We start from the raw sequence: 22,443 nt of genomic DNA on the forward strand, positions 1-22,443 counted from the left end.
CATGAGGATTCGGTTTGGAGTGTGAGTTGGAGTCCCGACGGCCAAACCCTGGCTTCTGGGAGTGATGACAACACCATTAAGCTGTGGAGTCGAGAGGGTCAACTGTTGCACACTCTCCAGGGTCATGAGGATTCGGTTTGGAGTGTGAGTTGGAGTCCCGACGGCCAAACCCTGGCTTCTGGGAGTGATGACAACACCATTAAGCTGTGGAGTCGAGAGGGTCAACTGTTGCACACTCTCAAAGGCCATGAGAGTTGGGTCATCAGTGTGAGTTGGAGTCCCGACGGTCAAACCCTGGCTTCTGGGAGTGTTGACAAGACTATTAAGCTGTGGAGTCGAGAGGGTCAACTGTTGCACACTCTCAACGACTATAAGAATTCGGTCTATAGTGTGAGTTGGAGTCCCGACGGCCAAACCCTGGCTTCTGGGAGTGGTGACAAGACTATTAAGCTGTGGAGTCGAAAGGGTCAACTGTTGCACACTCTCAACGGCCATGAGGATTGGGTCAGGAGTGTGAGTTGGAGTCCCGACGGCCAAACCCTCGCTTCTGGGAGTTTTGACAACACCATTAAGCTGTGGAGTCAAGGGGGTCAACTGTTGCAGACTCTCAACGGCTATGAGAGTTCATTCAGCAGTGTGAGTTGGAGTCCCGACGGTAAAACCCTGGCTTCTGGGAGTGAAGACAAGACCATTAAGCTGTGGTGGAGTCGAGAGGGTCAACTGTTGCGGACTCTCAACGGCCATAAGTATTGGGTCTGGAGTGTGAGTTGGAGTCCTGACGGCCAAACCTTGGCTTCTGGGAGTCATGACAACACCATCAAACTGTGGAATTTTGATTTGGATCAATTAATGGTATCGGCTTGTAAGTGGATGAAGGATTATCTGGAGAATAGTTCGAGTGTGAGTGAGGAGGACAGACATTTGTGTGATGGGGTGACGGTGAAGCAGAATTCTAAGCCTTGAAATAAATTTCAGGCTTAAAGCTCAAACCCGTTAAAACGGGTTAATAAAATCAAGTCTTGAGTTATCTTTAGATAACGTTAGCTTTCAGCCCGAACTTTAGTTCAGGGCATTAATCATTTAAGTTGACACCCTTACCGTTGTAAATTCGTTAAAATTGATTAAGAAAAATAACAAAATCCTTGAAATAAATTTCAGGCTTAAAGCTCAAACCCGTTAAAACGGGTTAATAAAATCAAATCTTGAGTTATCTTTAGATAACGTTAGCTTTTAGCCCGAACTTTAGTTCAGGGCATTAACCGTTTAAGTTGACATCCTTACCGTTGTAAATTTGTTANCTGTTTTCTGGTAATGAGAATGCGTTGATTCTCGCTTCTGTGTTTTACAAGGTTTTCGCTACCCTTGCTGTTACTCTCAAGGAGTTTTCAGGTTCGAGGGTGCCGACTAAAAGCCGCTTCACAACCGCCCACCTTGGGGATTTCAACCCTCTCTATCTTAATCCAAAGCCGTGCTATAAGCGCGGGGTGTTAGACCGAAATTCTCGATAAATGCAAAATGCAGAAAATTAGTTCAAACGAATTACTCGCTTTTTATAACGAAGGTAGACGAGACTTTGGTGCCCTTGACTTAAGCGGCTCAGATCTATTCGAGGCCAACNAAGCTCTAAATTGCCATCAGGATTAAACGTAACTTGAAAATCCGCCAAGGGTTCATTAGCCACTCGACTTCCGACAGGTTTATACAATAAATCCGGTAACGGAGTTTGTTCCGTTTCCGTTGCTGTCCCTTGATTCAGGGACTTATAGCCCACAATTGCCCCATCTTTTGCCACACTCACCCGATAGATGAGGGGAGTTTTAACCTCCGGCGATGGTATCCAAGCTTTGATCAGCTTTTCATTTAATTGGGCTTCTAAATCCTTGAGTTCTTGAGGATCGGTAATCGGTGGAGGACTCGAAAGGCTAGACGGTAAAGGTCGCGGTACTGTAGTTTGGGGGGATGATCCTGGGGGAGTGGCGGTGGTGGTCGGAACCGTTTTGCTCTGGGTTTGGGGTTGCAGTTTCGGGTCTTCCGGTCGTTTCACATTGGGAATGGGTAAGACAAACAGAGCCAAAGCTGTTAATGCCAAACTGGATATGCCAATCGCCGCCGGCTTAACCTGTTGGGCCACGGAAATATCCGGTTTCAGGTGGCGTTTAGAAAGGGGTCGTAACTGGAGAGACAATTCGGGTAAGGTCTGGGTATCGGCTAAAAACTGATCCACCGCTTCCACCAGATCAAATAATTGTACCGTTGTTAAATCGACCTTGATTGTCGCGGGCTGTGCTAAGGAAGATTCCCCAGAGGGATTTTCCTCTGAAGGTTCATACACCGTTAACTGATGTAACTCTCCCGCAATCGGGTGTAATTCCACTAACTCTGGTTTCCGATGATGGGGTGCAGGGGTTCCTAGTCCACTGAGAAACCCTTGAGCGTAGCGACTGACCTGTCGCACCAAACTTTCAAAAAACTCCCGTCCCCCGGTGATGGGTTGGGGGTAGCCCACAAAATGACATTCTGCATTCATGAGAATGTTTAAACTGGCGCGGCCATCAGATTTGCCATCGCTGGCTTGTGGTAATCCCTGCAAAATCAGTTTGCAGTTGGGCAAACTATATTGACGTTCAATCGTCATTTGACTTCTCCATCAAACAAACTTATCCAAAATCGCTGCATTCCTGCGGTACCTGTACAAAAGAGAAGTTTCTCTAACAAATCCATCGCTAACTCGTTTAATTTATCATCGGAACTATAAGTCATCACTAACGCCCGACGGGGATTCATGCGACTGCGGAAATGCACCCGAAATTGGGTTAAGTAGTTGGACAATTGTAAATGTCGTTCAATCGGAATTTGTTTTTGTTTTAGGGCCTCATAATCCATTAGTAACTGCCGAATTCTAGCGGTTAAGCGTCTTCCTAAGTTACAAATCACCACGACTAACGCTTTTGCTTCTAGCAGACTCAGCGCCCGACGCTGGGTAAATCGGCGTAACGGGTTGGTACTGCGAAGTCGCCATAATGTCACCCGATTTTGGATCACCGTTTGTAAATCCAGTTCTGAGATCACCACTAGCATATGTTCTGCACCACCTAGATACAAGGCTTCAATGGCGAGTAACATCAAATCAATTTCTAATCGGGCACGTCGTGGACATCCTTTCTCGGAAATCGGTAGATCCGGTAAGCTGTCCAATATAATTGGGATTGATTGACTTTGAGACTGTTCTAACTGCATTACACTCACAGCAACACTAATTCCAACACACTATAGGGATAACAGGTCTTCAGGAATAGGCTGGGAATAGACAACGATGCCATTATAAAGTTTGCTACCTCAATTGCTTTAGATTACAAGCTTCTAGTGTACGCTGTGTGAACTACCCACACTGACTTGGAGTACCAAGTACAGTGTCGGCTTCTGTACTCACAGGCGAATGCCAGAACTTAGACTTTCGCCCCAGATCGGGTCTTACATCCCCTCCTACAGCAGAAACGGCTGCACCATCCGTATGCCAGCATTCTGATGCCCTCGGCTCTAATATTGATCGCGGCGTTTCCATCACGGTCATGATCACTACCACAATCGGGACAAGTCCATTCCCTCACATCTAATGGCATCTCACTGACTTGATAGAAACAATTAGAACAGAGTTTGGAACTAGGAAACCATCTATCTATCTCCACTAACTTACCGCCTTTTCGACCTAGTTTGTCAGCTAAGAAATTAGTGAAAGTTCCCCATCCACAATCAGATATTGCCTGAGCCAATTTATGATTACGAACCATGCTTTTAACATGAAGATTCTCTACTATAACAGCTTGGCTATCGCTGACTAACTTATAACTAAGTTTATTAAGTTAAGGCATCTGTTCCCCTGCTTCAATTTTACTGTTCTTGCCGGGGATAGCTTTACCTCGAATTCGATCAAGAACGGAAACTGGGGATGGAGTCAGATCATTTATGGGTTTCCGGGATAACTCCAACAGAAGCCAAAAAAATTATTAACACAACTTAACTATTCGTTACAAGGTTTTAAAGTAAACACAGGTTAAACAAGAATACTCTCCCTATGATTCCGACTACCTCAGCCCTAGAGGTGGTTTTAGTTTCGTGGCTTTTGACACTCTAGGCGCTTAAACGCGCGGAGATTCTTAATTCAGCGACTGACCTTTAAGCACCGGATCTCTTTCGAGCAATACTCAAACCTTTCAATCGTGAAAAGTCACCAATTGACGAGCCTGACTTACGGCAACTCCAGAGGGTCTATCTCCAAAAGCTTACTAGGATACGACCTAGAGTTTGGGCGTGCCCCGCCCTACCTTAATTGCTCAAACCCAATTATCTGTTTTCTGGTAATGAGAATGCGTTGATTCTCGCTTCTGTGTTTTACAAGGTTTTCGCTACCCTTGCTGTTACTCTCAAGGAGTTTTCAGGTTCGAGGGTGCCGACTAAAAGCCGCTTCACAACCGCCCACCTTGGGGATTTCAACCCTCTCTATCTTAATCCAAAGCCGTGCTATAAGCGCGGGGTGTTAGACCGAAATTCTCGATAAATGCAAAATGCAGAAAATTAGTTCAAACGAATTACTCGCTTTTTATAACGAAGGTAGACGAGACTTTGGTGCCCTTGACTTAAGCGGCTCAGATCTATTCGAGGCCAACTTAGAAGAGATTAGCTTGGCAGGCAGTAACTTAAATCGGGTTTATATGCCCTATTCTAACCTCAGTTACGCTAATTTACACCAAACTCAACTCCAAGAAGCCCAACTCGGTGACACACAACTCATAAGAGTGGATTTATCGACAGCGAACCTTCAAGGGAGTACCTTATCTCGATGTAACCTCCGTCATGCCGATTTACGCGGCGCCAATTTAACCCATTGTAATTTACAAGGAGCGGATTTATCCAATGCCAATCTGACGGAAGCGGACTTAAGATATGCAGATTTAAGTAATGCCAATTTAGAAAATGCCAAGTTAACAAATGCTCAATTGGGAGGCTGTAATTTATTTCGCTCTAAAATGGCAAATTTATCAGATGCTCAATGTGATCAAACCACCATTGGGCCCGATGGCTATTAAGCCCTCATCCCTCAACTCTATCTGTTGTTGAATGTGGGATGATCAGAAAACTTCGAGCTTGTTGTCTGAACAAGGCGAAGTTTTTTGTTGGGATTGTATAATTAGATCAAAAACTGGCTGGATTTCCCCAATATAAATGCTTATAGCCGTGATTGTTATTAATATTTTGATTTCTCTGCTGTGTTTATCTCTAGCGAGAAAAATCTGGATGTTTACCTTAATGATCAATCGTCTGGAAAAACGGTTAATCTTAATCGAGCATCGCACCCGTTTTGTTTTGGAAAGAGCACCTAATTTTATTGATTATGGACAACGGGGAAGTTCTCAACTGCGACAAAACTATAGTCAACTTCAACGACAACTCCAACAACTCCAACAAGCGATGGGGTTAATTTCCTTCGCTGTTCGGTTGGGGTCGAGGAGAAGAAAGCCAAGACGATCAACTTTCTAGGAACAAAATTGCTTAAAATGGATAAGAGTAACCCTTGATAACCAGTGGAATAATAGATGAAGAATTCCCCATGTTTAGTTCGTTTATCTGCTTCTATGACGATGACGCTCTATGATTCAAAATTTCTGAGTGATCGAGTTCAGCGTCAGGGTTTAGTCCGGTTAATATCCTTATTCTCAATTTTATTATCCACTACAGGGTTAATATTGAGCGAGACTTTCGGTGCTATTGCTCAAGAATATCCGGGTTGTTTTATAAAAACAAAAACCGGACAAATAATCTCTTTAAATCAAGTTTGTATTTTTCCACAAACTGATGAAAAAACAGCTATTTCTCCCCTAGCTACACCAGGAGTTTATCAAGCTAAAATTATTAGAAGAGAGGGAGGCATTCCGATCATCCAAGCAATGTTTAATGGTCAAGCTCCGTTTGAAATGGCGGTGGATACCGGAGCAAGTGCAACTGTAATTACTCCCCTGATGGCAGAACTTTTAGGGGTAATTCCATCGGGACGAGGGAAAGCCGATACACCCAGCCAAAAAGGAGTTGAATTTGATTTAGGTTCAATTCGTACTCTTGATGTTGCCGGAGCCGTTAAAAATAATATTACAGTTGCGATCGCGCCATCGTTGGATATAGGTTTACTCGGTCAAGATTTCTTTGGAGAGTATGATGTTACAATTAAACAAGATGTTGTTGAATTTCGAGCTAGACAATAAATGATAGAATCCCAGATTTTAATCATGCAAATACCAGAAAGAATTGAAAAATTGAACAGTCTAATCTGATAAAATAGGATAACAGGGTGAGATTATGATCCAAACAATTTCGATTAATTCTTATTCCCTTAAACTAAGTTTAATCCTGCTTTTAACAGGAAGTCTATTAAGTGTCATTCCGGTTAAAGCTCAAGAATATCCGGGCTGTTTTATTCGTGAACGCTCTGGAGATGTTGTGAATTTAACCCAGTCTGTTTGTAATTTATTCCCCACTTCTGCACCCCTATCTGCTAACCCGACAACACCGGGGGTTTTTCAAATTCCTATTAAACGCCGAGAGGCAGGAATTCCAGTAATTGATGTTAATTTTAATGGTCAAAATACCTTTGAAATGTTATTAGATACTGGAGCAAGTGGCGTTGTCATTACACCCAGAATGGCAACAGCCTTAGCCGTTCAACCCTATGGAAATCTACCGATTAGTACAGCCAGTGATCAACTGATTAATCAACAAGTAGGTCGTGTAAATTCTATTGATGTAGGAGGGTTAGAAATGAGAGATGTAGAAGTCTCCATTTCTCCAGTATTAGAAATTGGACTATTAGGACAAGGCTTTTTTGGAAATTACGATATCACCATTAAACAAGATGTAATTGAATTTCGCGCCCGTACCTAATCAATTATCAGTTATCAGTGAAAGACATCACTATTAATTTCTGAACTGATCACTGATAATTGCATCTGCTTTAATTCAGAAAATCTAAATAGCTTTGGCTAAGTTCCTTAACGGCTAATTCATAAAATTGTTGGCCATGTTCGGGGGTGGCTAAGGCGGGGTTAGATCCCATCCGACCATCGGGATAATGTTGACGAAAATTCTCTGGGCCATAAATGGGATATCCTTTCGCAACTTTCGGCGCCAGAAATGCTTGTTTAATCGAATCAGGATAAATATATTGGGTTAATGCCACTTCGCTGGGTGTAGCATGGGAACCTTCTTGATCACCATAGAGTTCTTTTGCTAATTTATAGACTGAGCTACACATAAACCAATTTCCCACTTGACATTTGACTTGATGGGCTTTGGGTAAGTTGAGATCCGCTACATAAGTGTAAGTTTCAGAAAACGCCGCTTTCAGGGTGGCAATATTCCCCCCATGTCCGTTAATAAAAAAGTAGTGAGTAAACCCAACCCTCGTTAAACTTGTGATATAATCATTGATTACCTGAATTAAAGTCGTCGGTCTAAGGCTAATTGTCCCTGGAAAGGAAGTGTGGTGTAATGCCATTCCTACATTGATAGTGGGGCTGACTAAAGCCTGAGTTGCTTCTCCTACTCCTTTGGCGATCGCTTCAGCGCAAATCGCATCAGTCCCGATCAGTCCCGTAGGCCCATGTTGTTCTGTAGAGCCAATCGGGATAATAATACCTGAAGAATGAGTCAGGTAAGTTTCCACTTCTTGCCAAGTGCTGAGATGAAGTAACATTATGTTATGTTAAGCCAGTTGAGAATCGATATCTATATTTTATTGTAGCGATTTGATCCCTCTGTTCAGAGACAAAGACTGAGCAATGGCAATTTTGAGAATTAGCCGATCAATAGATTAAAAGGTGATCGTTTAAAAGTTTTAATCTAATTAGAATAATTTAACCTAAAGATTACCCTAGCTTTACTTTGTGTTAACCTTCTCCTAATACCATGATAGCCATCTCCATTAATCAGATTCCAAACTACCAGGCAAATTGAGCGTGAACAATGCTTAAAAACCTAGAATCGAAGCCAAATCAGGATGAGTCTGACGACCCGCCCATAAATTCCGGGGTCGGGTTTGCTGTAGCAGTTCTCTATCGGGAGTCTCTCTGTGAAGGAATTCGTAACGGAGAACATATTTACGTTGGATGGTTAAAACTCGGCTAACTCCTCAAACTGTCGAATTGTTGATAGCGACACAAGCTATTAATAACAACATCTTGTAATCCAACCCCAAACAAAATTTTTTTATGCTTTCCCCTGAACTAAGCACGAGTTCTTCCCGTTCCGACTTAAGACAAAATGGTCAGATATTACTTTTGGAAAACGAACAAACTTGGCGGGAGATCCTTTCTATAGCGCTGGAAGAACAGGGTTATCGCGTCGCAGTAGCTTTAGAGGGACGAGATGCTCTCTCCCCGATCCAGAACCCGACTTCTCCGGTGGGAGAATTTCCCTTTAACCTATTAATTATTGACTCCATTAATGGGTTAGATCTGTGTCGGACGTTACGACATCAAGGAAATTCTGTACCCATTTTAATTATTGGCTTAAGCGAGAGCAAGAGTAATTCGGCTTTTTATTTAGAAGCCGGAGCCGATGATTATTTAACAAAACCCTTTGGAATTCGGGAGTTTATGGCGCGTTGTCGGGCGTTAATGCGTCGTCAACGCTTAGGTCAACTTCCAGCACCCGTCATGCTGCAATATAAAGAAGTCATCCTATACCAAGAAGAATGTCGAGTGCTACTTCGGGGGGAAGAAATCAAGCTTTCTCCTAAACTGTTTCGGTTGTTAGAACTTTTCCTGAGTTATCCCCGGCGAGTTTGGTCACGACAACAATTATTAGATATCATCTGGGGGCCCGATTTTATTGGGGATAGTAAAACCGTTGATGTTCATATTCGCTGGTTACGCGAAAAAATAGAACAAGATCCCAGCAAACCCGAATATGTGATTACAGTTCGTGGGTTTGGCTATCGATTTGGATAATATTGGCTCAATTTCAGAACCATTTTATTTTCTTGATAATCTATTATAGCAGGGAACAGGGAACAGGGAACAGGGAACAGGGAACACCGGAGGAAAAGAGTTCTCTGCGCGCGGTTTTAGCATCAGTCTATGTCCTAACTGCCTTGGCGACTGCTATAAAATACATCCGTTAGCCCTCTATTCTTTTAGGATAGAGGGAATAATATGTGATGTCAAATAACTGTTTTTTTCCTTGCTTTTGTAACATTTATGTCTGTTAATCGTCGTAATTTTCTATTGTTTTTGGGCGCAAGCTTTACAACAGTAGCAGTCGGATCTTGTCGGACTGCTTCAAAGTCACCGTTAATTGACTCATCTCCATCCGCGCCACAAAAATTTTCTCAATCTTTACCCTTCAAACCGATCAAAGGGCCATTACCCAACACATCGGATTTCATTCAGGCTGAAACGACTGAATTATCACTCCCAGTAAGTTCTATTTCCCTATCCGAGGAACAAATCAAAGCCTACAGTCAATATCAAATCGTCGATGATTTAGTCCTACCTGAAGGATTTATCTATGATGTGATTGCGACTTGGGGGGACAAAGTAGGAAATTCTCGCTTTGGATATAATAACGATTACGTTTCCTTTGTAGCAACGGGAGAAAATCAAGGTTTTTTGACGGTTAACTTCGAGTATATTAGTTCACTGATTTGGTTGGAAACATACTCACAGGTGATCGGGAAACCGTTACCCCTGAAAAAAATTCAGTCCTTGACTCAGAAACCGAAAATTAACGCTTTTGCATTACCCCCAAAAGACTTATTGCGACAGGAGATTTTAAAACTATGCCAAGAAGGATTAATTGATCTGGGTATGGGGGTAATTTCTATTCAGCGTCAAGCCGATGGTCGTTGGGTGAGGACATATTCCGAGGTTGATCGACGCATTACCGGACTATCCGGGTGGAAAGACAAACATTATTTAAAGGCTACGGGGCCAGCCGTTGCTATATTTCGCAAAAAAGGTCAGGGGTACAACGATCAATTAGGGGAAAAAATTATTGGGACTTTCAGCAATTGTGCTGGAGGGACAACCCCTTGGGGTACGGTATTAAGTGCGGAAGAAAATTTCCAAAGTTATGTACCTGAAGCGGTTTATCCCGATGGGAGTGCTTATGAACCCGGTAAAACTCCCTTTATATTAGAAAAAATGGAGGGTTTAGGGAATGTTTTTGGACTAGCGGGGAATAAATACGGTTGGATCGTGGAAGTTGATCCGGCAAATCCCCAGGATTATGGCACAAAACACACTGGGTTAGGACGTTATCGCCATGAAGCCGTCGGTATTCGGGTGGAAGCGGGTCAACCGTTAGCGTTTTATTCAGGATGCGATCGCCAAAGTGGACACTTATATAAATTTGTTAGCAAAGGGACGGTGAAAAATCCCCAGGATAAAAAAAATTCCCAGTTATTAGCTGAGGGGATATTATACGCGGCTCAATTTAATCCTGATGGTACAGGTCGTTGGATTCCGTTGAAAGCGGATACGGTTGTAAATCCCGATCTTCCCAGTATTCACGCCGGAGGAATTATAAGTCTACCCCAACGACCCGATGGGGGCAGTTTTGTGGCTAAAACCGATCAAGATATCCAACGCTTTAAACAACGGTTTAAAACCCTTGCTGATTTATATAGCGGAAATCCAGAAGAACAACAAGGAGCAATTTTAATTGATGCTCACTTAGCCGCCAGTGCTGTTGGAGCGACCTGTACGGCTCGACCTGAAGATACAGAAGTAGGGTTAGATGGGACTTTATTTATTGCTTTTACTTCCGGTACACCCGATCCTCAAACGGGTGGCCCCAACCTCCAGATTTTTAAATCTCCTTCGGAGGAAAAACCGTATGAATACGGATGGGTGATGGGTTTAGTAGAAGATGGGAATGTCCCCCAGGCGATGGCCTTCCGATGGCAAATGTTGGCGACAGGTGGAGAGGTGGCTCAAGGAGGGTTGGGATTTTCCAACCCAGATAATTTAGCCGTTGATGGAGCCGGGAATTTATGGATGGTAACGGATATTTCTACGACTAAACACAATCAACCCGTTGCTCAAGGTCGTCTGGATGAGAACCAACAACCTTTAGAGGGAGGGGATTTATTAGGGGTATATGGCAATAATTCCGTTTGGTTTTTGCCAACTTCTGGGGACGCTGCGGGTCAAGCCTTTTTATTTGCCATCGGGCCAATGGAGTGCGAAATGACGGGGCCGTTTTTTACCCCGGATCAAAAAACCCTGTTTATTTCGGCTCAACACCCTGGCGAAGCTCATGGGACTCGTCAGAATATGGCGACAGCAACACTCCAATTTGCATTACAAACCACTGAGGGAGAAGGATTTATGCAAACTCGTCAGGTTCCTGTGGGATCGAACTGGCCAGGTAAGCAGCGAAATGATCCACCTAAACCATCAGTTGTGGCAATTCGACGGATCAATTCTCAACCCATTGTTGAGAAGCGAAACCCGGTCTAAGCCAAGCTTCTACTGATAAAATCTGGTGGAAAATCAGCCTTGACTTTGTGTTTACCTACTTGACGCGGGAAAAACTCTAGTTAAGATATGATACTATTGGTTCAATCGAGCTGGGGACTCCCTTGCTTCAGGTATTTTTAAAGTGTCGGTGTGAGAATTGAGATGATGAACAAAGTTTTATTGAACACTCTAAAGCACAGTCCGGGCGTTCTGGGAGCGGCCCTTCTCTTAACTAATGCAGCCTTAGCAACTGAGGCTCCATCGGAGAAGTTGGCCAATGCAGCAGACCCGGCTTCAATCACTATTGAAGCTGCCCGTACCGTTGCCCTGTCTGGACAAAATACTGATTTGCAACATCAGGCCAATTCCGAGTCATCCCCAGAGCAACTAGCTCTGTCTGTGACTCCTGATGCTGATGTTGCCGTTGAACCGACTACTCTGGTCAATGGTGAGTCTCCGACTCAGATGGAACCGCAGACTGTTGCTACGGCTGAAGCCACTAGCCTACCTAGTGACTCCGTAAGCTTGTCCTCAGAGGCTTCTGCGCCGCTACAAACTGCTCAAGCTTCTGAGTTCCAAGTGGCTCAGATGGAAGCGGTTGAACCCACTGCAACCAATGGATCAGACTTAGAACAGATTAATGAGTATTCTGAGGTCACTGATGCCCTAGAGCAAGTGACATCGGTTTCTCAATTATCTGACGTTCAACCCACTGACTGGGCATTCCAGGCTTTACAATCCTTGGTTGAACGGTATGGTTGTATCGCGGGTTATCCCGATGGAACCTACAAAGGCAACCGCGCCATGACCCGTTACGAATTCGCGGCGGGTTTAAATGCCTGTTTAGAGCGGGTTAACGAACTGATTGCTGCCTCTGTGGCTAACTTAGTCACCCGTGAAGATTTGGCCGTTCTGCAACGCTTACAAGAAGAGTTTGCAGCAGAATTGGCAACCCTGCGCGGTCGTGTCTATGCCTTAGAAGCAAGAACTGCTGAACTAGAAGCCAATCAGTTCTCCACCACCACTAAACTGCGTGGGGAAGTGATCTTCTGGGGTGGAGATGCCGCGGGCGATCGCGCCACAAATAACGTGGTGGGTCAGTTTGCGGATGACGATAGTGACCCCACCGAAGCCTATTTCGGCTATCGCGCTCGTCTGAACTTTGAGACCAGCTTTACCGGACAAGACTTATTGGTAACACGGTTAGAGGCTCTATCCGTTCCTAACCTCTCTGACTACGACATCACCAATACGTTGATGAGTCGTACCTCTATTGATGGTCGTAACGATTCTGTCTTCTTGGATAAGTTGTACTATCGCTTCCCCGTCTCCAATGATAGAGGCCAAGTCTATATTGGTGGTAAGGGTCTTGACCAAGATGATGTTTATGACAACGTCACACTCTTTACTAGCGATGGGAGTGGCGCTATCTCTCGCTTTGGTCGGTATAACCCAGCCACCAACCGAGGGCCAGACGGAACTGGTGTGGGTCTGAAATATGCCTTCAGTGACAAGTTTAAAGTCAACCTAAGTTACTTAGCGAACCAAGCTGATTATGCCGATGAAGGTCGTGGCTTGTTCAACGGCGGTTACAGTACAGGTCTGCAATTAGTATTTCAACCCAGTCCTAAGATTGGTGTTGCTTTAGACTATACCCACCGCTACTTTACCAATGGGAATGTGTTTGTCACGGGAGGAACAGGTAGCTGGATTGCAAACCGACCTTTTGGTGATAATGCCACAACCACGGAAAACTTAGGGTTCCAAGCCAACTGGCGTCTCTCCAAAAACTTTGAGTTAGGCGGCTGGTTTGGTTCAACTTGGGCGGATCAGCAAAATGGTGGCAATGATAACGCGACCATTCTCAACTGGGCTGTTAGTTTAGCTTTCCCTGATGTCTTTAAAGAAGGTGGCTTAGGTGGTTTAATTGTGGGTATGCCTCCCAAAGTTACCAGCCACGATATCGGTGCTTTAGAGGATAAAGATACCTCGATTCACATTGAAGGTTTCTATCGTTATCCGATCAACGACTACATTTCCATTACTCCGGGCTTCTATGTCGTGACTGACCCTGATCATAATAGCGATAACAACACGATTGTTGTTGGAACGCTGCGGACTCAATTCCGCTTCTAAAGGATTGAGCTTCAATCCCACATCAATCTAAAATAGAGGGAAAACAAAGGTTTTCTCTCTATTTTTTTAACAGTAAAGAGGGATCATAGTCTTGACATCCTCACCGACCTGAAGGTGGGGGTGATTCTTCACCACGCCACTTGTTTAAGGGGGTCGCTGAATGGGGTTGACGCTTCACTGGATGCTGCTATCTTAACGATAGTCTTACGCCTTCCTCCACGTCCGTTTAGAGTGTCAGAATGTCCCACTTAAAAGAAAAGATTTAATTTTGAGTGCGTTCAAGGGTAGACTGATACCATTGCCTTACTTCTAATAGTCATAAATTACGCAACTGGCAAGTGCGCTCGCACTTGCTCTAACTCTAACGATTATGGAACGTTCAAAACTGATTGCTTATATTACGGGTGCAATTTCGATTATTCTGGCTTTGGCTTATTTATTGATTGTTTCTATCTTAGATTTTCGAGGGGAAATGTTGCCTGCACCTGTGAGTCAAATTCCCTCAGTTGTGTCGCTTGAAAATGTATTGAATCTGATCAGGAACTTGAGCGTCAATATTTAACTGTTAACGCTGATTGGAAATGCGCCAGGATTCAGGAACGTTAAGCCTTTACTTCCTGATAAGATTGAATTTCCCTTGATAAGTTTATTCTTGAGTTGCAGAGATTTCATCCACAACTTCAATTTGTTTCCGAGCAATGGCACGATAAATTCGACTAAGCGATCGCAATTCTTCTTCCGTTAAACTCTCATCAAAAATTGCCGCTAATAATCCATAGCGATCGGCTAATGTCAGGCGACCTGTTTCGTTAACTTGGGCGAACAATTCGCTGAGTGCAGACTCAATTAAACAGATGGGTGGTTCCATGATCTGGTAAGTTGGGATAACTAGATTGATCTGATGATGGAGAATCAAGCAATTTTCAAGCTCAACACTTGTAAAGCCAATTCAGTAGAGTTTTGGCTGTGAATCGTATGAAAACTGTTGAATGGGGAGGTTGGGGGGTTGAACTTTATGATTATTATTTCAGAATTTTAGCTTTAGAGGCGTGATTAAACATTAGGAGGAGAGGTGATTCTTTGGGGATAACTCCGTGATCTCAATCCCCCTTAACTGGTGATTTAGCTTACAAGAACTTAGTTTAATTTTAAGGCACTCACAGGAACATCATCCCAAGATTCAACGCTTCTCAGGACAGCGACCCAACCTTGTTGTTTTTGGGTTTCAGTTAAGTCTTTTTGAAAGGACTCATGGCAGTCTTGAGCTTGCTTTTCATTACAACAAGCAATACAAGAATAGACAATTCCCATAGGATCAAGTTGTTCATTTACCCAAATTTTCATTGTGGATTTTCTCCTCACCTAATACAACTCAATTGCTTTTATTTTATCAGGATTACCTCCTCTCCTTAAAACCGGATATTTGCTCGAAGTCCAGCAATAAAGGCATCATCTATAAAATTATGGGGAGGATCAATATTCGGCAAGGGTGCTGCGAAAACCACCTACCAACGAAAAGTTTAGTAGCATCATCGCCGATACTTTTTTGCTAACATTTGCTAACAAACACATAAGTTAAGATACTCTCTCAACCAAGGCGTATCAACCAATGCACGAAGGAAGATCCCTCGCGCACCATTTAGATCTCTGTCCATCTTTGATTGGGTAGATGCCGATTTTATGATTTTCGCCCCACCCAAATTATTGATAATTTCACCTGTCCATGACACTGTTTTAGAAGTGTAGGCTTCGTTACAATCAATCACAACTTTATGGTTTTCCCAAGCCTTCCACTTCAGAAATTGCTTAAACTCATAATGGCTTAGAGTCAGCATTTGCCTGACAGATTTGTTTCTAAGTTTACGTCTGGACTTAGAAACCATCTGTGATGTTTCAAACGTGGGAAGTAAAATTACATCAAAGTTTTCTACTAAAAATCTAGCTGTTTTATGATGTAATTCCTTAACTAAGTTCTTGATTTTACAACGAAGCCTACTAGCTGCTTTTTTGAGATTTCTTTTCTGTTTACACTGGGCTTTTGACAGTCGGGAAACTAATTTATCTAACTGGAAACACAATTTCTGAATATACAAATTAGAATCCTTACCTAACCAACCAAAAGATGTTTCAGAAAAGAAGGTCATGAATGTACGAACACCAGGATCTAAGGCAACAACTCTCCCTTGATTCTCGGAATTTAATTGTTGCACTTCTGTAGAAATGGTCAAATAATACTCACCATAAGTTAGTGTTAATCGACCATCGCTAAAATTGTCAGGGAGTAATTCTTTAAATTTACACCCTCCTAATATACTGTGGTAAATCCCACAATCTTTAATCGCTGATTTAGGGATGTAAATTGATTGCTTTACATCCTTGCGACTGCGAAATTTGCATCGCTGAATCTTGCCATCTACCTTAAACCTCTTTTTGGCAGCTTTAACAGCTAAACAAGCATCTTTGATGGCTATTGATTTAATTTGATAAGGGACAGGTTTAGCCCATTCAGGTAATCCGTTTAAGATTCCTGTTTTAATTGCCATCCAGTTTGCTTTTGTGTCAGGTTGCTGCAAATATTTAAGGGTTTCGTTGTAGACAAATCTACTAACTCCGAACCATTGTTTGAGCAATCCTTTTTGTTCAGGGTTTAGGTAGATTCGGATCTTCCTTGATTTTCTTGATGTAGCGATGAAGTCCGTGCATCCGGCCAGAAAAGACGTGAAGGATGGAGAGAAGATCGGCTGTGAGTTCGGCTTCCCGGCAGTGTACAGAGTTTTCGAGAACCACGATGCCTCCACCGTTTTGTTGTGCCATAAATTCAAATAATTCAAATCCAAATCGACACAATCTGTCACGACAGGCAACAACAATTGTGAGCTTATCACCCCGCATAAGTCTGACCAGTAACTCTTGCAATCCTTTTCTTTTGAAATTAAGTCCTGAACCGATATCTCGGACAATTTCTGTGTCTGGATAGATTGATTGCATATAGGCAACTTGTCTGTCGAGATCATCTCGTTGTTTTGTTGAACTGACTCGGCAGTAGCAAACAGTGGTAGCTCCAACGGTATCCCGGACATAGGATTCGACATCATAGAGTCTTTGCCCTGCGGGGTTTTTGATACTTTTGATCTTCCCTTCATCAGCATATTTTCTTAATGTATTCGGATGCAAACCCAGAAATTCGACCGCTTTCCTGAGTGGTATGTATGCCATGTCCTAAACTCTAGCATACATTAGCATCTGTTAACAAAACTTACACTTTTGAATAACCTCTAGCTCCAAAAAAAACTAGGGCATCGGATGGGATAGTGTTCATTACTATAGCAGGGAACAGGGAACACCGGAGGAAAAGACAGGTGTACGGTCTAACTTTGCTACCTCACTCTTTGTCTTAATAGGTCTGGCGACTGCTATACCTTAATTTTTGATGAGGTTAAACCACATTTAAAAAACATACCCCCAGGTTAGTACCTGGGGATATCAACCTGGTTTCTTAACAATAACTAGACCTGAAAGTATGGATTTTTCGGGTTTGGGTTTATTCAATCAAGATTTTAGTATAAAGTCCCGCCCACAGTTTCCTCCCTTAAAATAACCGAATGTGACATCATTCCTCCCGATAAATTTCGGGCTTTAAATCCGTTTTGTACTAGAATCCGTGTTGCGTAGTAAGCACGCTGACCTGATCGGCAAAAGACGAGGATCTCTTGATCTTGAGGAAGTTCGCCCAAGCGAGCGCGGAGTTCATGTAAAGGAATGTTGACCGCGCCGGGTACATTTTCTACTGCGAGTTCTTCTGGATTACGGACATCAAGAAGCAAGCCTGATTCTATATTATTCCAATGACTTAAAGGCATATCACCTCTGAGAACATCGGCCGCCACCATTCCCGCAAAGTTGACAGGAGCTTTGGCGCTGCCAAACTGCGGTGCATAACAAAGCTCGGTTTCTTCCAAATCATAAATTGTTGCACCCATCTGAATCGCCATGGCAATAGCATCAATCCGCTTATCCACCCCGTCCAAACCCAGGGCTTGCGCTCCCAATATCCGGCCATCGGATTTGCGGAAAATGACTTTCATCGCCAGCATTTTCGCACCGGGATAATATCCGGCGTGGGAGTTGGGATAGATATAGATTTTTTCAAAATCCGTATCACCGAGTCGGGTTAAGACTTTTTCACTAACACCCGTCCAAGCGATCGCACCTCCAAACAAGCCAATGATCGCAGTGCCTTGAGTCCCTCGGAAACGGGAGTTACGCCCAGCAATAACATCGGCGGCAATTCTGCCTTGACGATTCGCTGGGCCAGCTAGAGCATAGAGAGACCATTGCCCGGTGACAAAATCTTTAACCTCGATCGCATCCCCAACGGCAAAAATATCTGGTTTGCTAGTCCGCATTTGGTCATCAACCCGGATGCCGCCTAGCTCACCGATTTCTAGTCCCGCCTGTTTTGCCAGATCCGTTTCAGGTTTCACCCCAATTCCCAGGATTACAATGTCTGCGGGATAAGTCTTACCCGATTGGGTGAGAACTTCCAAGGAGCCCTTAGCAGCTTGTTGAAATCCGGTCAAACCGTCATTGAGGCAGATGCGAAGACCCTGTTTTTCTAGGTAGCGTTCGCCTAAACGGGCCATTTCCTGATCGATGGGAGACAGGAGTTGATTGTCCCTCTCGATCAGGGTAACTTCCAGTCCCAGATGAATCAGGTTTTCTGCCATCTCCAGTCCGATAAAGCCACCACCGACGACCACCGCCCGCTTTGCCCGTTTAACGGTCTGAAATCCCGAATAGGTGTTCATTCCAGATTGATCAGTTGTACCCTGTTCAATCCAGGTGCGGATGGTGCGGGCGTCGGGTATAGTCCTGACAGAAAAAATACCCGGAAGATCAATTCCGGGCACTGGGGGACGAATCGGAGCAGCCCCCGGTGAGAGCACCAATTTGTCGTAGGATTCGGTGGTAACTTCACCTGTAACCCCATTCCGCAAATCTACGGTTTTATTTTCAGGTGAAATTGCGATCGCCTCGCAGCGTGTCCGTACATCAATTGCAAACTGGTTTCGGAATGTGCTTTCATCCGCGACTAATAGACTGGACTCTCTTTCAATCAATCCCCCGACATAGTAAGGGAGCCCACAATTGGCGTAGGAAACATAGGGGCCGCGTTCTACCATGATGATTTCGGCCGTTTCATCTAATCGGCGCAGACGAGCCGCACAGGATGCACCCCCTGCCACTCCACCAACAATAATAACTTTCATAATTTTTGGCTAGTCTCGTATTATGTTTATTTTTAATCATATCTGAATTAGGTTTATTTTTAATTCTAAAAACAGGGGAAACCGAAAACAGTGAATCGACAGCTTATTATTTGGGGTCATATTGTTTTAATGATTCTCCCGTTAGACGACAAATTCGCCAGTCGGGTAAAACTGTAGCTCCTATTTTTTGATAAAAATTAATGGCGGGTTGATTCCAATCTAAAACAGACCATTCTAAACGTCCATAGCCTCTGGATACGGCTAATTCTGCTAAATGAGTAATTAAAGCTTTTCCAATCCCTTGACGACGATATTCAGGGAGTACAAATAAATCTTCTAAATAAATTCCAGGTTGGGTTAAAAAGCTAGAATAACTATAAAAAAATAAAGCAAAACCAACAGCTTTTCCTTCTATTTCCGCTAAAATAGCTTCTGCATAAGAGGGAGAACCAAATAAATGTTGTTTTAAGTTCTCCTGATTACCACTGACTTGATCGGATAATTTTTCGTATTCAGCTAAGGCTTGAATTAATTGAAATAGAACCGGAACATCTTCACAGGTAGCCCGTCGCAAAATTGTAGGTTGAGACATATTAAATTTTGAACAGTTGATAATGACAAGAGGATCAGTTTTTGGATCGCTAGATCTTTGTCAGTATACAACAATTCAAATTAAATAGGAATAGGTTATTTGATCCAACCTTTTAAGCGTTCTGCAACATGGGGACGTCGTAATTTTCGCATGGCTCTGGCTTGAATTTGCCGGACTCGTTCTCGTGATAGATGATAGAGTCCACTGACTTCTTCTAAGGTGAAGGGAACGCCTGTAACTAATCCAAACCGCAGAGCTAAAACATCTTTTTCTCGTTCAGTTAAAACTGTTCCTAAAACTTCTAATAAATCCTGACGCATCATCATTTCATTCATTTGATCTTCAGGAGTTTGAGTTTCTTGATCTTCTAAAATATCCATTAGTTCGGAGTTTTCTTCAGTCCCAATTCGATGATTTAAAGATAGGGATTTCCGATGAACCTGTTCGAGTATCCGAATTTGTTGGGGGGTAATACAAACGGCTTCTGCTAGTTCTTCTTCCGTTGGTTTTCGTTGTAGCGATTTCTTTAAATCTCGATAGGCTATTTTCAGTTTATTTAATTGTTCAACAATATGAACAGGTAATCGAATGGTGCGTCCTTGATTAGCAATCGTTCGAGTAATTCCTTGGCGAATCCACCAATAGGCATAAGTGGAGAATTTATATCCTTTATCGGGATCAAATTTTTCTGTAGCGCGGTTGAGTCCTAAAGCACCTTCTTGAATTAAATCTAAAAAGGGAACCCCTCGATTAATATAGCGTTTAGCAATAGAAACCACTAACCGTAAATTAGAACTAATCATCCGACTTTTAGCATTAGTTCCTAATTTCAAGCGATGTTTGAGTTCTGTTTCCGTAATTTCCAGTACAGTTGCGAGTTCAACAGGAGTAGGTAAACATCCTAATTCGAGGGTAAGTCGAGTTTGTAGTTCTTCAATTTTAACTAAAGTTTGAATATGACGACCGAGTTCTATTTCTTCATCAGGTTTGAGTAAAGGATAACGCGCCATGCGTTTAAATAATGAGGCAATGGCATCATCTCCCGCTACAGTAGTTTCGATAATCGGAAAAAATGTTGAATTCTGTGGATTCATGGTTATTACCTCCTCCAGGTTATGATTCGTCATTACAGAATGGTCTTGACGATCTAGAATTTGAACAGTCCGCTTTTAATTTTCCCTGTCGTCAAAATCTTCTGTGAGATCAGAAGACCAGGAAATACGATCTATCACTACTTTATGCTGGTTCCATTATAGAAGACTCTTTCAAAAGACAGGGGAATTATCACTATTTCTGATGGGAGTTCATGGGTTTGATATTGACTTCATTGGCTATGAGTTTCTCAAAGTTGTGGCTCTTTTGGCAATTCTAATTAAACTTCGTGGGGAAGTATAGCGATTAACCGTAATCCGAGAAATGCGATATTTATTGGTATAACGATTAATTCTGGCAATATTTCCATCATAGAGATATCCTGTTAAATAATAGGGCGGTAAGCTTCTTTCAACTCTGCGGTTGACTTTTCCAAAGGGGTAAGCAAAATGAGCAGAAACCCATTTATTTTTATCTAAATCTTGAGTACAGGTTCGGAGATCTAGCTTGGCTTTTTCTAGTTCAAATTTTAAATTTTTGCCTTTAATTAAGGTTAATTTTTTATGGGTTTGACCATGAGATTGAATATCATAATAGCCGCGTTTATAGCCATCTCGTAATTCTTCACAACTGACATGGGGGATAAAGTCTTTTAATTTAACTCCCATTAAGCCGGGATTCAAAAACCAAACTATTTTAAATTTTTCGTTGTATTTTTTTTCTAAATCTTTTAAAATGGGTAAAACATTCTGATGAACTCCATGATACCCATCATCAAAGGAGATCATCACAGGTTTATATCCAATCCGTTCTTGAGGAATGGGTTTAGATTTCTGAATAAAATAAACAAATAAATCTTGAGTGGTTAGAAACCAATATTTATTTTGCGCTAAATAATTAAGAAAAGTATAGAGATCTTGTTTGAAATAATCATTGTCAAATTGCAAGCGTTTCTCAGGACTTTGATTAATATCGGTTTGATCAATAATATCATGTAATCCAAAAATCGGTATTCTCACCGTTGCGGTTTTATAAGTCGTTGCCAAAGCCGGAAGATTTAAGAAAATAACACAAAGTAAGCCGATCAAAAAACTCAGCAAAACCCAGTTTTTTTTCAACAATTTTTGTAGAATAATCGGGATCTTCATAGGTCAATCTATCCTCAATTACTAACAACTCTGGTTATTGTATGGTGCTAACTGCTAACTGATTCCTGTATCCTGTCTGAAAATTATTTTAGTGTATCACCCATTTAGCATCACTGAACAAACAAATACCGCCTACTTTTTTGAGTAAAGGTTTAATCAACTCAATCAGGGTATTAAGTTGTTTTTCATTGGTGCAAACAGTCATGATATAGCTACCGGTGAAATCGCAATCTAAGTAGTCAGAACAAGAGATTCCCCGATCCCCTTTTCCTGACGTATCTTTAATCACGGTATACCCGGAAACTTTGATCTGATCCAAAATATTCAGTACATCCTGAATATGAAACGTATCAATGATGATTTCTATTTTTTTGACATCTTGCATACTCAATTAAACATCCTAGTGATGAATCCAAGTGGTCTCGTTAACTAAACACACTCCTCCGACTCGCTTGAGTAAAGGAGTGATGTTTTTAATAACTTTTTCGAGTTGTTCTTCGTTCATACAAACCGTCATAATATAAGTGTTGCTGAACACTTCTCCTAAGTCATCATTAGAAAAGCCCCGATCACCTTTTCCTGATGTATTATTGAGCACGGTATATCCGGTGACTTGTGATTGATCTAAGATTTCCAAAACTTCCTTCAATTCTAAGCTACTAATGATGATTTCAACTTTTTTTACTGCTTGCATT

The 22,443-nt window shown here is 42.5% G+C and carries 24 protein-coding genes and 1 pseudogene; 10 read left to right on the forward strand and 15 right to left on the reverse strand.

Annotated elements, in window-relative coordinates; genetic code table 11:
• Nucleotides 1-963 (forward strand): WD40 repeat domain-containing protein (locus tag PL8927_RS14890; protein WP_231506026.1); only part of this gene is annotated, 963 nt, incomplete at its 5' end.
• Nucleotides 964-1,525: 562 nt separating this feature from the next.
• On the opposite strand, the gene PL8927_RS14895 is transcribed toward PL8927_RS14890, so the two are convergent.
• From PL8927_RS14895 to PL8927_RS29245, 4 genes and pseudogenes are all read right to left on the reverse strand, one after another.
• Nucleotides 1,526-2,635: a DUF4335 domain-containing protein gene (locus PL8927_RS14895; protein ID WP_083622936.1), complete on the reverse strand. Its 1,110-nt coding sequence runs from the start codon at nucleotides 2,633-2,635 to the stop codon at nucleotides 1,526-1,528.
• Nucleotides 2,632-3,237 (reverse strand): DUF3038 domain-containing protein, encoded by a 606-nt coding sequence (locus PL8927_RS14900; protein WP_083622938.1) that lies wholly within the window; start codon nucleotides 3,235-3,237, stop codon nucleotides 2,632-2,634. Before PL8927_RS14900 ends, PL8927_RS14895 begins: the two co-directional genes overlap by 4 nt.
• A gap of 142 nt (nucleotides 3,238-3,379) precedes the next feature.
• Complete coding sequence (locus PL8927_RS29240; RefSeq protein ID WP_456319741.1) at nucleotides 3,380-3,571, reverse strand: hypothetical protein; 192 nt, start codon at nucleotides 3,569-3,571, stop codon at nucleotides 3,380-3,382.
• Between the two features lie 22 nt (nucleotides 3,572-3,593).
• Nucleotides 3,594-3,815, reverse strand: a pseudogene (locus PL8927_RS29245) (zinc ribbon domain-containing protein); the annotation flags it as partial.
• A gap of 747 nt (nucleotides 3,816-4,562) precedes the next feature.
• On the opposite strand from PL8927_RS29245, the gene PL8927_RS14910 reads away from it, so the two are divergent.
• The 4 genes from PL8927_RS14910 (at nucleotide 4,563) to PL8927_RS14925 (ending at nucleotide 6,930) form a co-directional block, all read left to right on the forward strand.
• Complete coding sequence (locus PL8927_RS14910; protein WP_083622940.1) at nucleotides 4,563-5,084, forward strand: pentapeptide repeat-containing protein; 522 nt, start codon at nucleotides 4,563-4,565, stop codon at nucleotides 5,082-5,084.
• A 136-nt stretch (nucleotides 5,085-5,220) separates the two neighbouring features.
• On the forward strand, nucleotides 5,221-5,535 hold the full coding sequence (locus PL8927_RS14915; protein ID WP_083622942.1) for a hypothetical protein: 315 nt from the start codon (nucleotides 5,221-5,223) through the stop codon (nucleotides 5,533-5,535).
• A gap of 56 nt (nucleotides 5,536-5,591) precedes the next feature.
• Entirely contained in the window at nucleotides 5,592-6,254 is a 663-nt protein-coding gene (locus tag PL8927_RS14920; protein ID WP_231506027.1) for a retropepsin-like aspartic protease family protein, read from the forward strand.
• A 94-nt stretch (nucleotides 6,255-6,348) separates the two neighbouring features.
• Nucleotides 6,349-6,930 (forward strand): retropepsin-like aspartic protease family protein, encoded by a 582-nt coding sequence (locus PL8927_RS14925; protein WP_083622943.1) that lies wholly within the window; start codon nucleotides 6,349-6,351, stop codon nucleotides 6,928-6,930.
• A gap of 70 nt (nucleotides 6,931-7,000) precedes the next feature.
• Here the strand turns inward: PL8927_RS14925 and PL8927_RS14930 are convergent, their stop codons facing one another.
• The gene (locus PL8927_RS14930) at nucleotides 7,001-7,741 is read right to left on the reverse strand and encodes a creatininase family protein (protein ID WP_083622945.1); all 741 of its coding nucleotides are present in this window, start codon (nucleotides 7,739-7,741) and stop codon (nucleotides 7,001-7,003) included.
• 269 nt (nucleotides 7,742-8,010) lie between these two features.
• On the opposite strand from PL8927_RS14930, the gene PL8927_RS14935 reads away from it, so the two are divergent.
• The 5 genes from PL8927_RS14935 to PL8927_RS14955 all read left to right on the forward strand — a co-directional run bounded on the left by PL8927_RS14935 (nucleotide 8,011) and on the right by PL8927_RS14955 (nucleotide 14,208).
• Nucleotides 8,011-8,172 carry a hypothetical protein gene (locus tag PL8927_RS14935; RefSeq protein WP_156093203.1) on the forward strand — a complete coding sequence of 54 codons (162 nt, stop codon included), beginning with the start codon at nucleotides 8,011-8,013 and terminating at the stop codon, nucleotides 8,170-8,172.
• An 83-nt stretch (nucleotides 8,173-8,255) separates the two neighbouring features.
• Nucleotides 8,256-8,996 carry a response regulator transcription factor gene (locus PL8927_RS14940; RefSeq protein WP_083622947.1) on the forward strand — a complete coding sequence of 247 codons (741 nt, stop codon included), beginning with the start codon at nucleotides 8,256-8,258 and terminating at the stop codon, nucleotides 8,994-8,996.
• A gap of 249 nt (nucleotides 8,997-9,245) precedes the next feature.
• The gene (locus PL8927_RS14945) at nucleotides 9,246-11,510 is read left to right on the forward strand and encodes a PhoX family protein (RefSeq protein ID WP_083622949.1); all 2,265 of its coding nucleotides are present in this window, start codon (nucleotides 9,246-9,248) and stop codon (nucleotides 11,508-11,510) included.
• A gap of 165 nt (nucleotides 11,511-11,675) precedes the next feature.
• On the forward strand, nucleotides 11,676-13,646 hold the full coding sequence (locus PL8927_RS14950; protein ID WP_083622951.1) for an iron uptake porin: 1,971 nt from the start codon (nucleotides 11,676-11,678) through the stop codon (nucleotides 13,644-13,646).
• A gap of 370 nt (nucleotides 13,647-14,016) precedes the next feature.
• Nucleotides 14,017-14,208: a hypothetical protein gene (locus PL8927_RS14955; RefSeq protein ID WP_083622954.1), complete on the forward strand. Its 192-nt coding sequence runs from the start codon at nucleotides 14,017-14,019 to the stop codon at nucleotides 14,206-14,208.
• 84 nt (nucleotides 14,209-14,292) lie between these two features.
• Here the strand turns inward: PL8927_RS14955 and PL8927_RS14960 are convergent, their stop codons facing one another.
• The 10 genes from PL8927_RS14960 to PL8927_RS15005 form a co-directional block, all read right to left on the reverse strand.
• Nucleotides 14,293-14,514 carry a hypothetical protein gene (locus PL8927_RS14960; protein WP_083622956.1) on the reverse strand — a complete coding sequence of 74 codons (222 nt, stop codon included), beginning with the start codon at nucleotides 14,512-14,514 and terminating at the stop codon, nucleotides 14,293-14,295.
• Between the two features lie 269 nt (nucleotides 14,515-14,783).
• Nucleotides 14,784-14,990, reverse strand: a complete 207-nt coding sequence (locus tag PL8927_RS14965; RefSeq protein ID WP_083622958.1) for a glycogen debranching protein — start codon at nucleotides 14,988-14,990, stop codon at nucleotides 14,784-14,786.
• 215 nt (nucleotides 14,991-15,205) lie between these two features.
• Nucleotides 15,206-16,276: an RNA-guided endonuclease InsQ/TnpB family protein gene (locus PL8927_RS14970; protein WP_231506028.1), complete on the reverse strand. Its 1,071-nt coding sequence runs from the start codon at nucleotides 16,274-16,276 to the stop codon at nucleotides 15,206-15,208.
• Nucleotides 16,277-16,286: 10 nt separating this feature from the next.
• On the reverse strand, nucleotides 16,287-16,862 hold the full coding sequence (locus PL8927_RS14975; protein WP_083622959.1) for an IS607 family transposase: 576 nt from the start codon (nucleotides 16,860-16,862) through the stop codon (nucleotides 16,287-16,289).
• A gap of 341 nt (nucleotides 16,863-17,203) precedes the next feature.
• Nucleotides 17,204-18,916, reverse strand: a complete 1,713-nt coding sequence (locus PL8927_RS14980; RefSeq protein WP_083622961.1) for an FAD-dependent oxidoreductase — start codon at nucleotides 18,914-18,916, stop codon at nucleotides 17,204-17,206.
• 106 nt (nucleotides 18,917-19,022) lie between these two features.
• Nucleotides 19,023-19,508: a GNAT family N-acetyltransferase gene (locus tag PL8927_RS14985; RefSeq protein WP_083622963.1), complete on the reverse strand. Its 486-nt coding sequence runs from the start codon at nucleotides 19,506-19,508 to the stop codon at nucleotides 19,023-19,025.
• Between the two features lie 95 nt (nucleotides 19,509-19,603).
• Entirely contained in the window at nucleotides 19,604-20,602 is a 999-nt protein-coding gene (locus tag PL8927_RS14990) for an RNA polymerase sigma factor, RpoD/SigA family (RefSeq protein ID WP_083622964.1), read from the reverse strand.
• Nucleotides 20,603-20,839: 237 nt separating this feature from the next.
• Nucleotides 20,840-21,748, reverse strand: coding sequence for a polysaccharide deacetylase family protein (locus tag PL8927_RS14995; protein ID WP_083622966.1), 909 nt, complete (start codon nucleotides 21,746-21,748; stop codon nucleotides 20,840-20,842).
• 88 nt (nucleotides 21,749-21,836) lie between these two features.
• Nucleotides 21,837-22,133: a P-II family nitrogen regulator gene (locus tag PL8927_RS15000; protein WP_083622968.1), complete on the reverse strand. Its 297-nt coding sequence runs from the start codon at nucleotides 22,131-22,133 to the stop codon at nucleotides 21,837-21,839.
• A gap of 15 nt (nucleotides 22,134-22,148) precedes the next feature.
• The gene (locus PL8927_RS15005; RefSeq protein ID WP_083622970.1) at nucleotides 22,149-22,442 is read right to left on the reverse strand and encodes a P-II family nitrogen regulator; all 294 of its coding nucleotides are present in this window, start codon (nucleotides 22,440-22,442) and stop codon (nucleotides 22,149-22,151) included.
• Between the last annotated feature and the right edge of the window lies 1 nt (nucleotide 22,443).

This window comes from Planktothrix serta PCC 8927, from assembly GCF_900010725.2.
Lineage (GTDB): Bacteria > Cyanobacteriota > Cyanobacteriia > Cyanobacteriales > Microcoleaceae > Planktothrix > Planktothrix serta.

What these genes read in the sequence shown, in the direction of transcription:
- PL8927_RS14965 (WP_083622958.1), bottom strand. Translation starts at nt 14,990, where the DNA reads ATGAAAATTTGGGTAAATGAACAACTTGATCCTATGGGAATTGTCTAT.
- PL8927_RS29240 (WP_456319741.1), bottom strand. Translation starts at nt 3,571, where the DNA reads ATGACCGTGATGGAAACGCCGCGATCAATATTAGAGCCGAGGGCATCA.
- PL8927_RS14990 (WP_083622964.1), bottom strand. Translation starts at nt 20,602, where the DNA reads ATGAATCCACAGAATTCAACATTTTTTCCGATTATCGAAACTACTGTA.
- PL8927_RS14900 (WP_083622938.1), bottom strand. Translation starts at nt 3,237, where the DNA reads ATGCAGTTAGAACAGTCTCAAAGTCAATCAATCCCAATTATATTGGAC.
- PL8927_RS15000 (WP_083622968.1), bottom strand. Translation starts at nt 22,133, where the DNA reads ATGCAAGATGTCAAAAAAATAGAAATCATCATTGATACGTTTCATATT.
- PL8927_RS14910 (WP_083622940.1), top strand. Translation starts at nt 4,563, where the DNA reads ATGCAGAAAATTAGTTCAAACGAATTACTCGCTTTTTATAACGAAGGT.
- PL8927_RS14960 (WP_083622956.1), bottom strand. Translation starts at nt 14,514, where the DNA reads ATGGAACCACCCATCTGTTTAATTGAGTCTGCACTCAGCGAATTGTTC.
- PL8927_RS14925 (WP_083622943.1), top strand. Translation starts at nt 6,349, where the DNA reads ATGATCCAAACAATTTCGATTAATTCTTATTCCCTTAAACTAAGTTTA.
- PL8927_RS14915 (WP_083622942.1), top strand. Translation starts at nt 5,221, where the DNA reads ATGCTTATAGCCGTGATTGTTATTAATATTTTGATTTCTCTGCTGTGT.
- PL8927_RS14980 (WP_083622961.1), bottom strand. Translation starts at nt 18,916, where the DNA reads ATGAAAGTTATTATTGTTGGTGGAGTGGCAGGGGGTGCATCCTGTGCG.
- PL8927_RS14995 (WP_083622966.1), bottom strand. Translation starts at nt 21,748, where the DNA reads ATGAAGATCCCGATTATTCTACAAAAATTGTTGAAAAAAAACTGGGTT.
- PL8927_RS14930 (WP_083622945.1), bottom strand. Translation starts at nt 7,741, where the DNA reads ATGTTACTTCATCTCAGCACTTGGCAAGAAGTGGAAACTTACCTGACT.
- PL8927_RS14935 (WP_156093203.1), top strand. Translation starts at nt 8,011, where the DNA reads ATGCTTAAAAACCTAGAATCGAAGCCAAATCAGGATGAGTCTGACGAC.
- PL8927_RS14950 (WP_083622951.1), top strand. Translation starts at nt 11,676, where the DNA reads ATGAACAAAGTTTTATTGAACACTCTAAAGCACAGTCCGGGCGTTCTG.
- PL8927_RS15005 (WP_083622970.1), bottom strand. Translation starts at nt 22,442, where the DNA reads ATGCAAGCAGTAAAAAAAGTTGAAATCATCATTAGTAGCTTAGAATTG.
- PL8927_RS14920 (WP_231506027.1), top strand. Translation starts at nt 5,592, where the DNA reads ATGAAGAATTCCCCATGTTTAGTTCGTTTATCTGCTTCTATGACGATG.
- PL8927_RS14985 (WP_083622963.1), bottom strand. Translation starts at nt 19,508, where the DNA reads ATGTCTCAACCTACAATTTTGCGACGGGCTACCTGTGAAGATGTTCCG.
- PL8927_RS14975 (WP_083622959.1), bottom strand. Translation starts at nt 16,862, where the DNA reads ATGGCATACATACCACTCAGGAAAGCGGTCGAATTTCTGGGTTTGCAT.
- PL8927_RS14940 (WP_083622947.1), top strand. Translation starts at nt 8,256, where the DNA reads ATGCTTTCCCCTGAACTAAGCACGAGTTCTTCCCGTTCCGACTTAAGA.
- PL8927_RS14955 (WP_083622954.1), top strand. Translation starts at nt 14,017, where the DNA reads ATGGAACGTTCAAAACTGATTGCTTATATTACGGGTGCAATTTCGATT.
- PL8927_RS14945 (WP_083622949.1), top strand. Translation starts at nt 9,246, where the DNA reads ATGTCTGTTAATCGTCGTAATTTTCTATTGTTTTTGGGCGCAAGCTTT.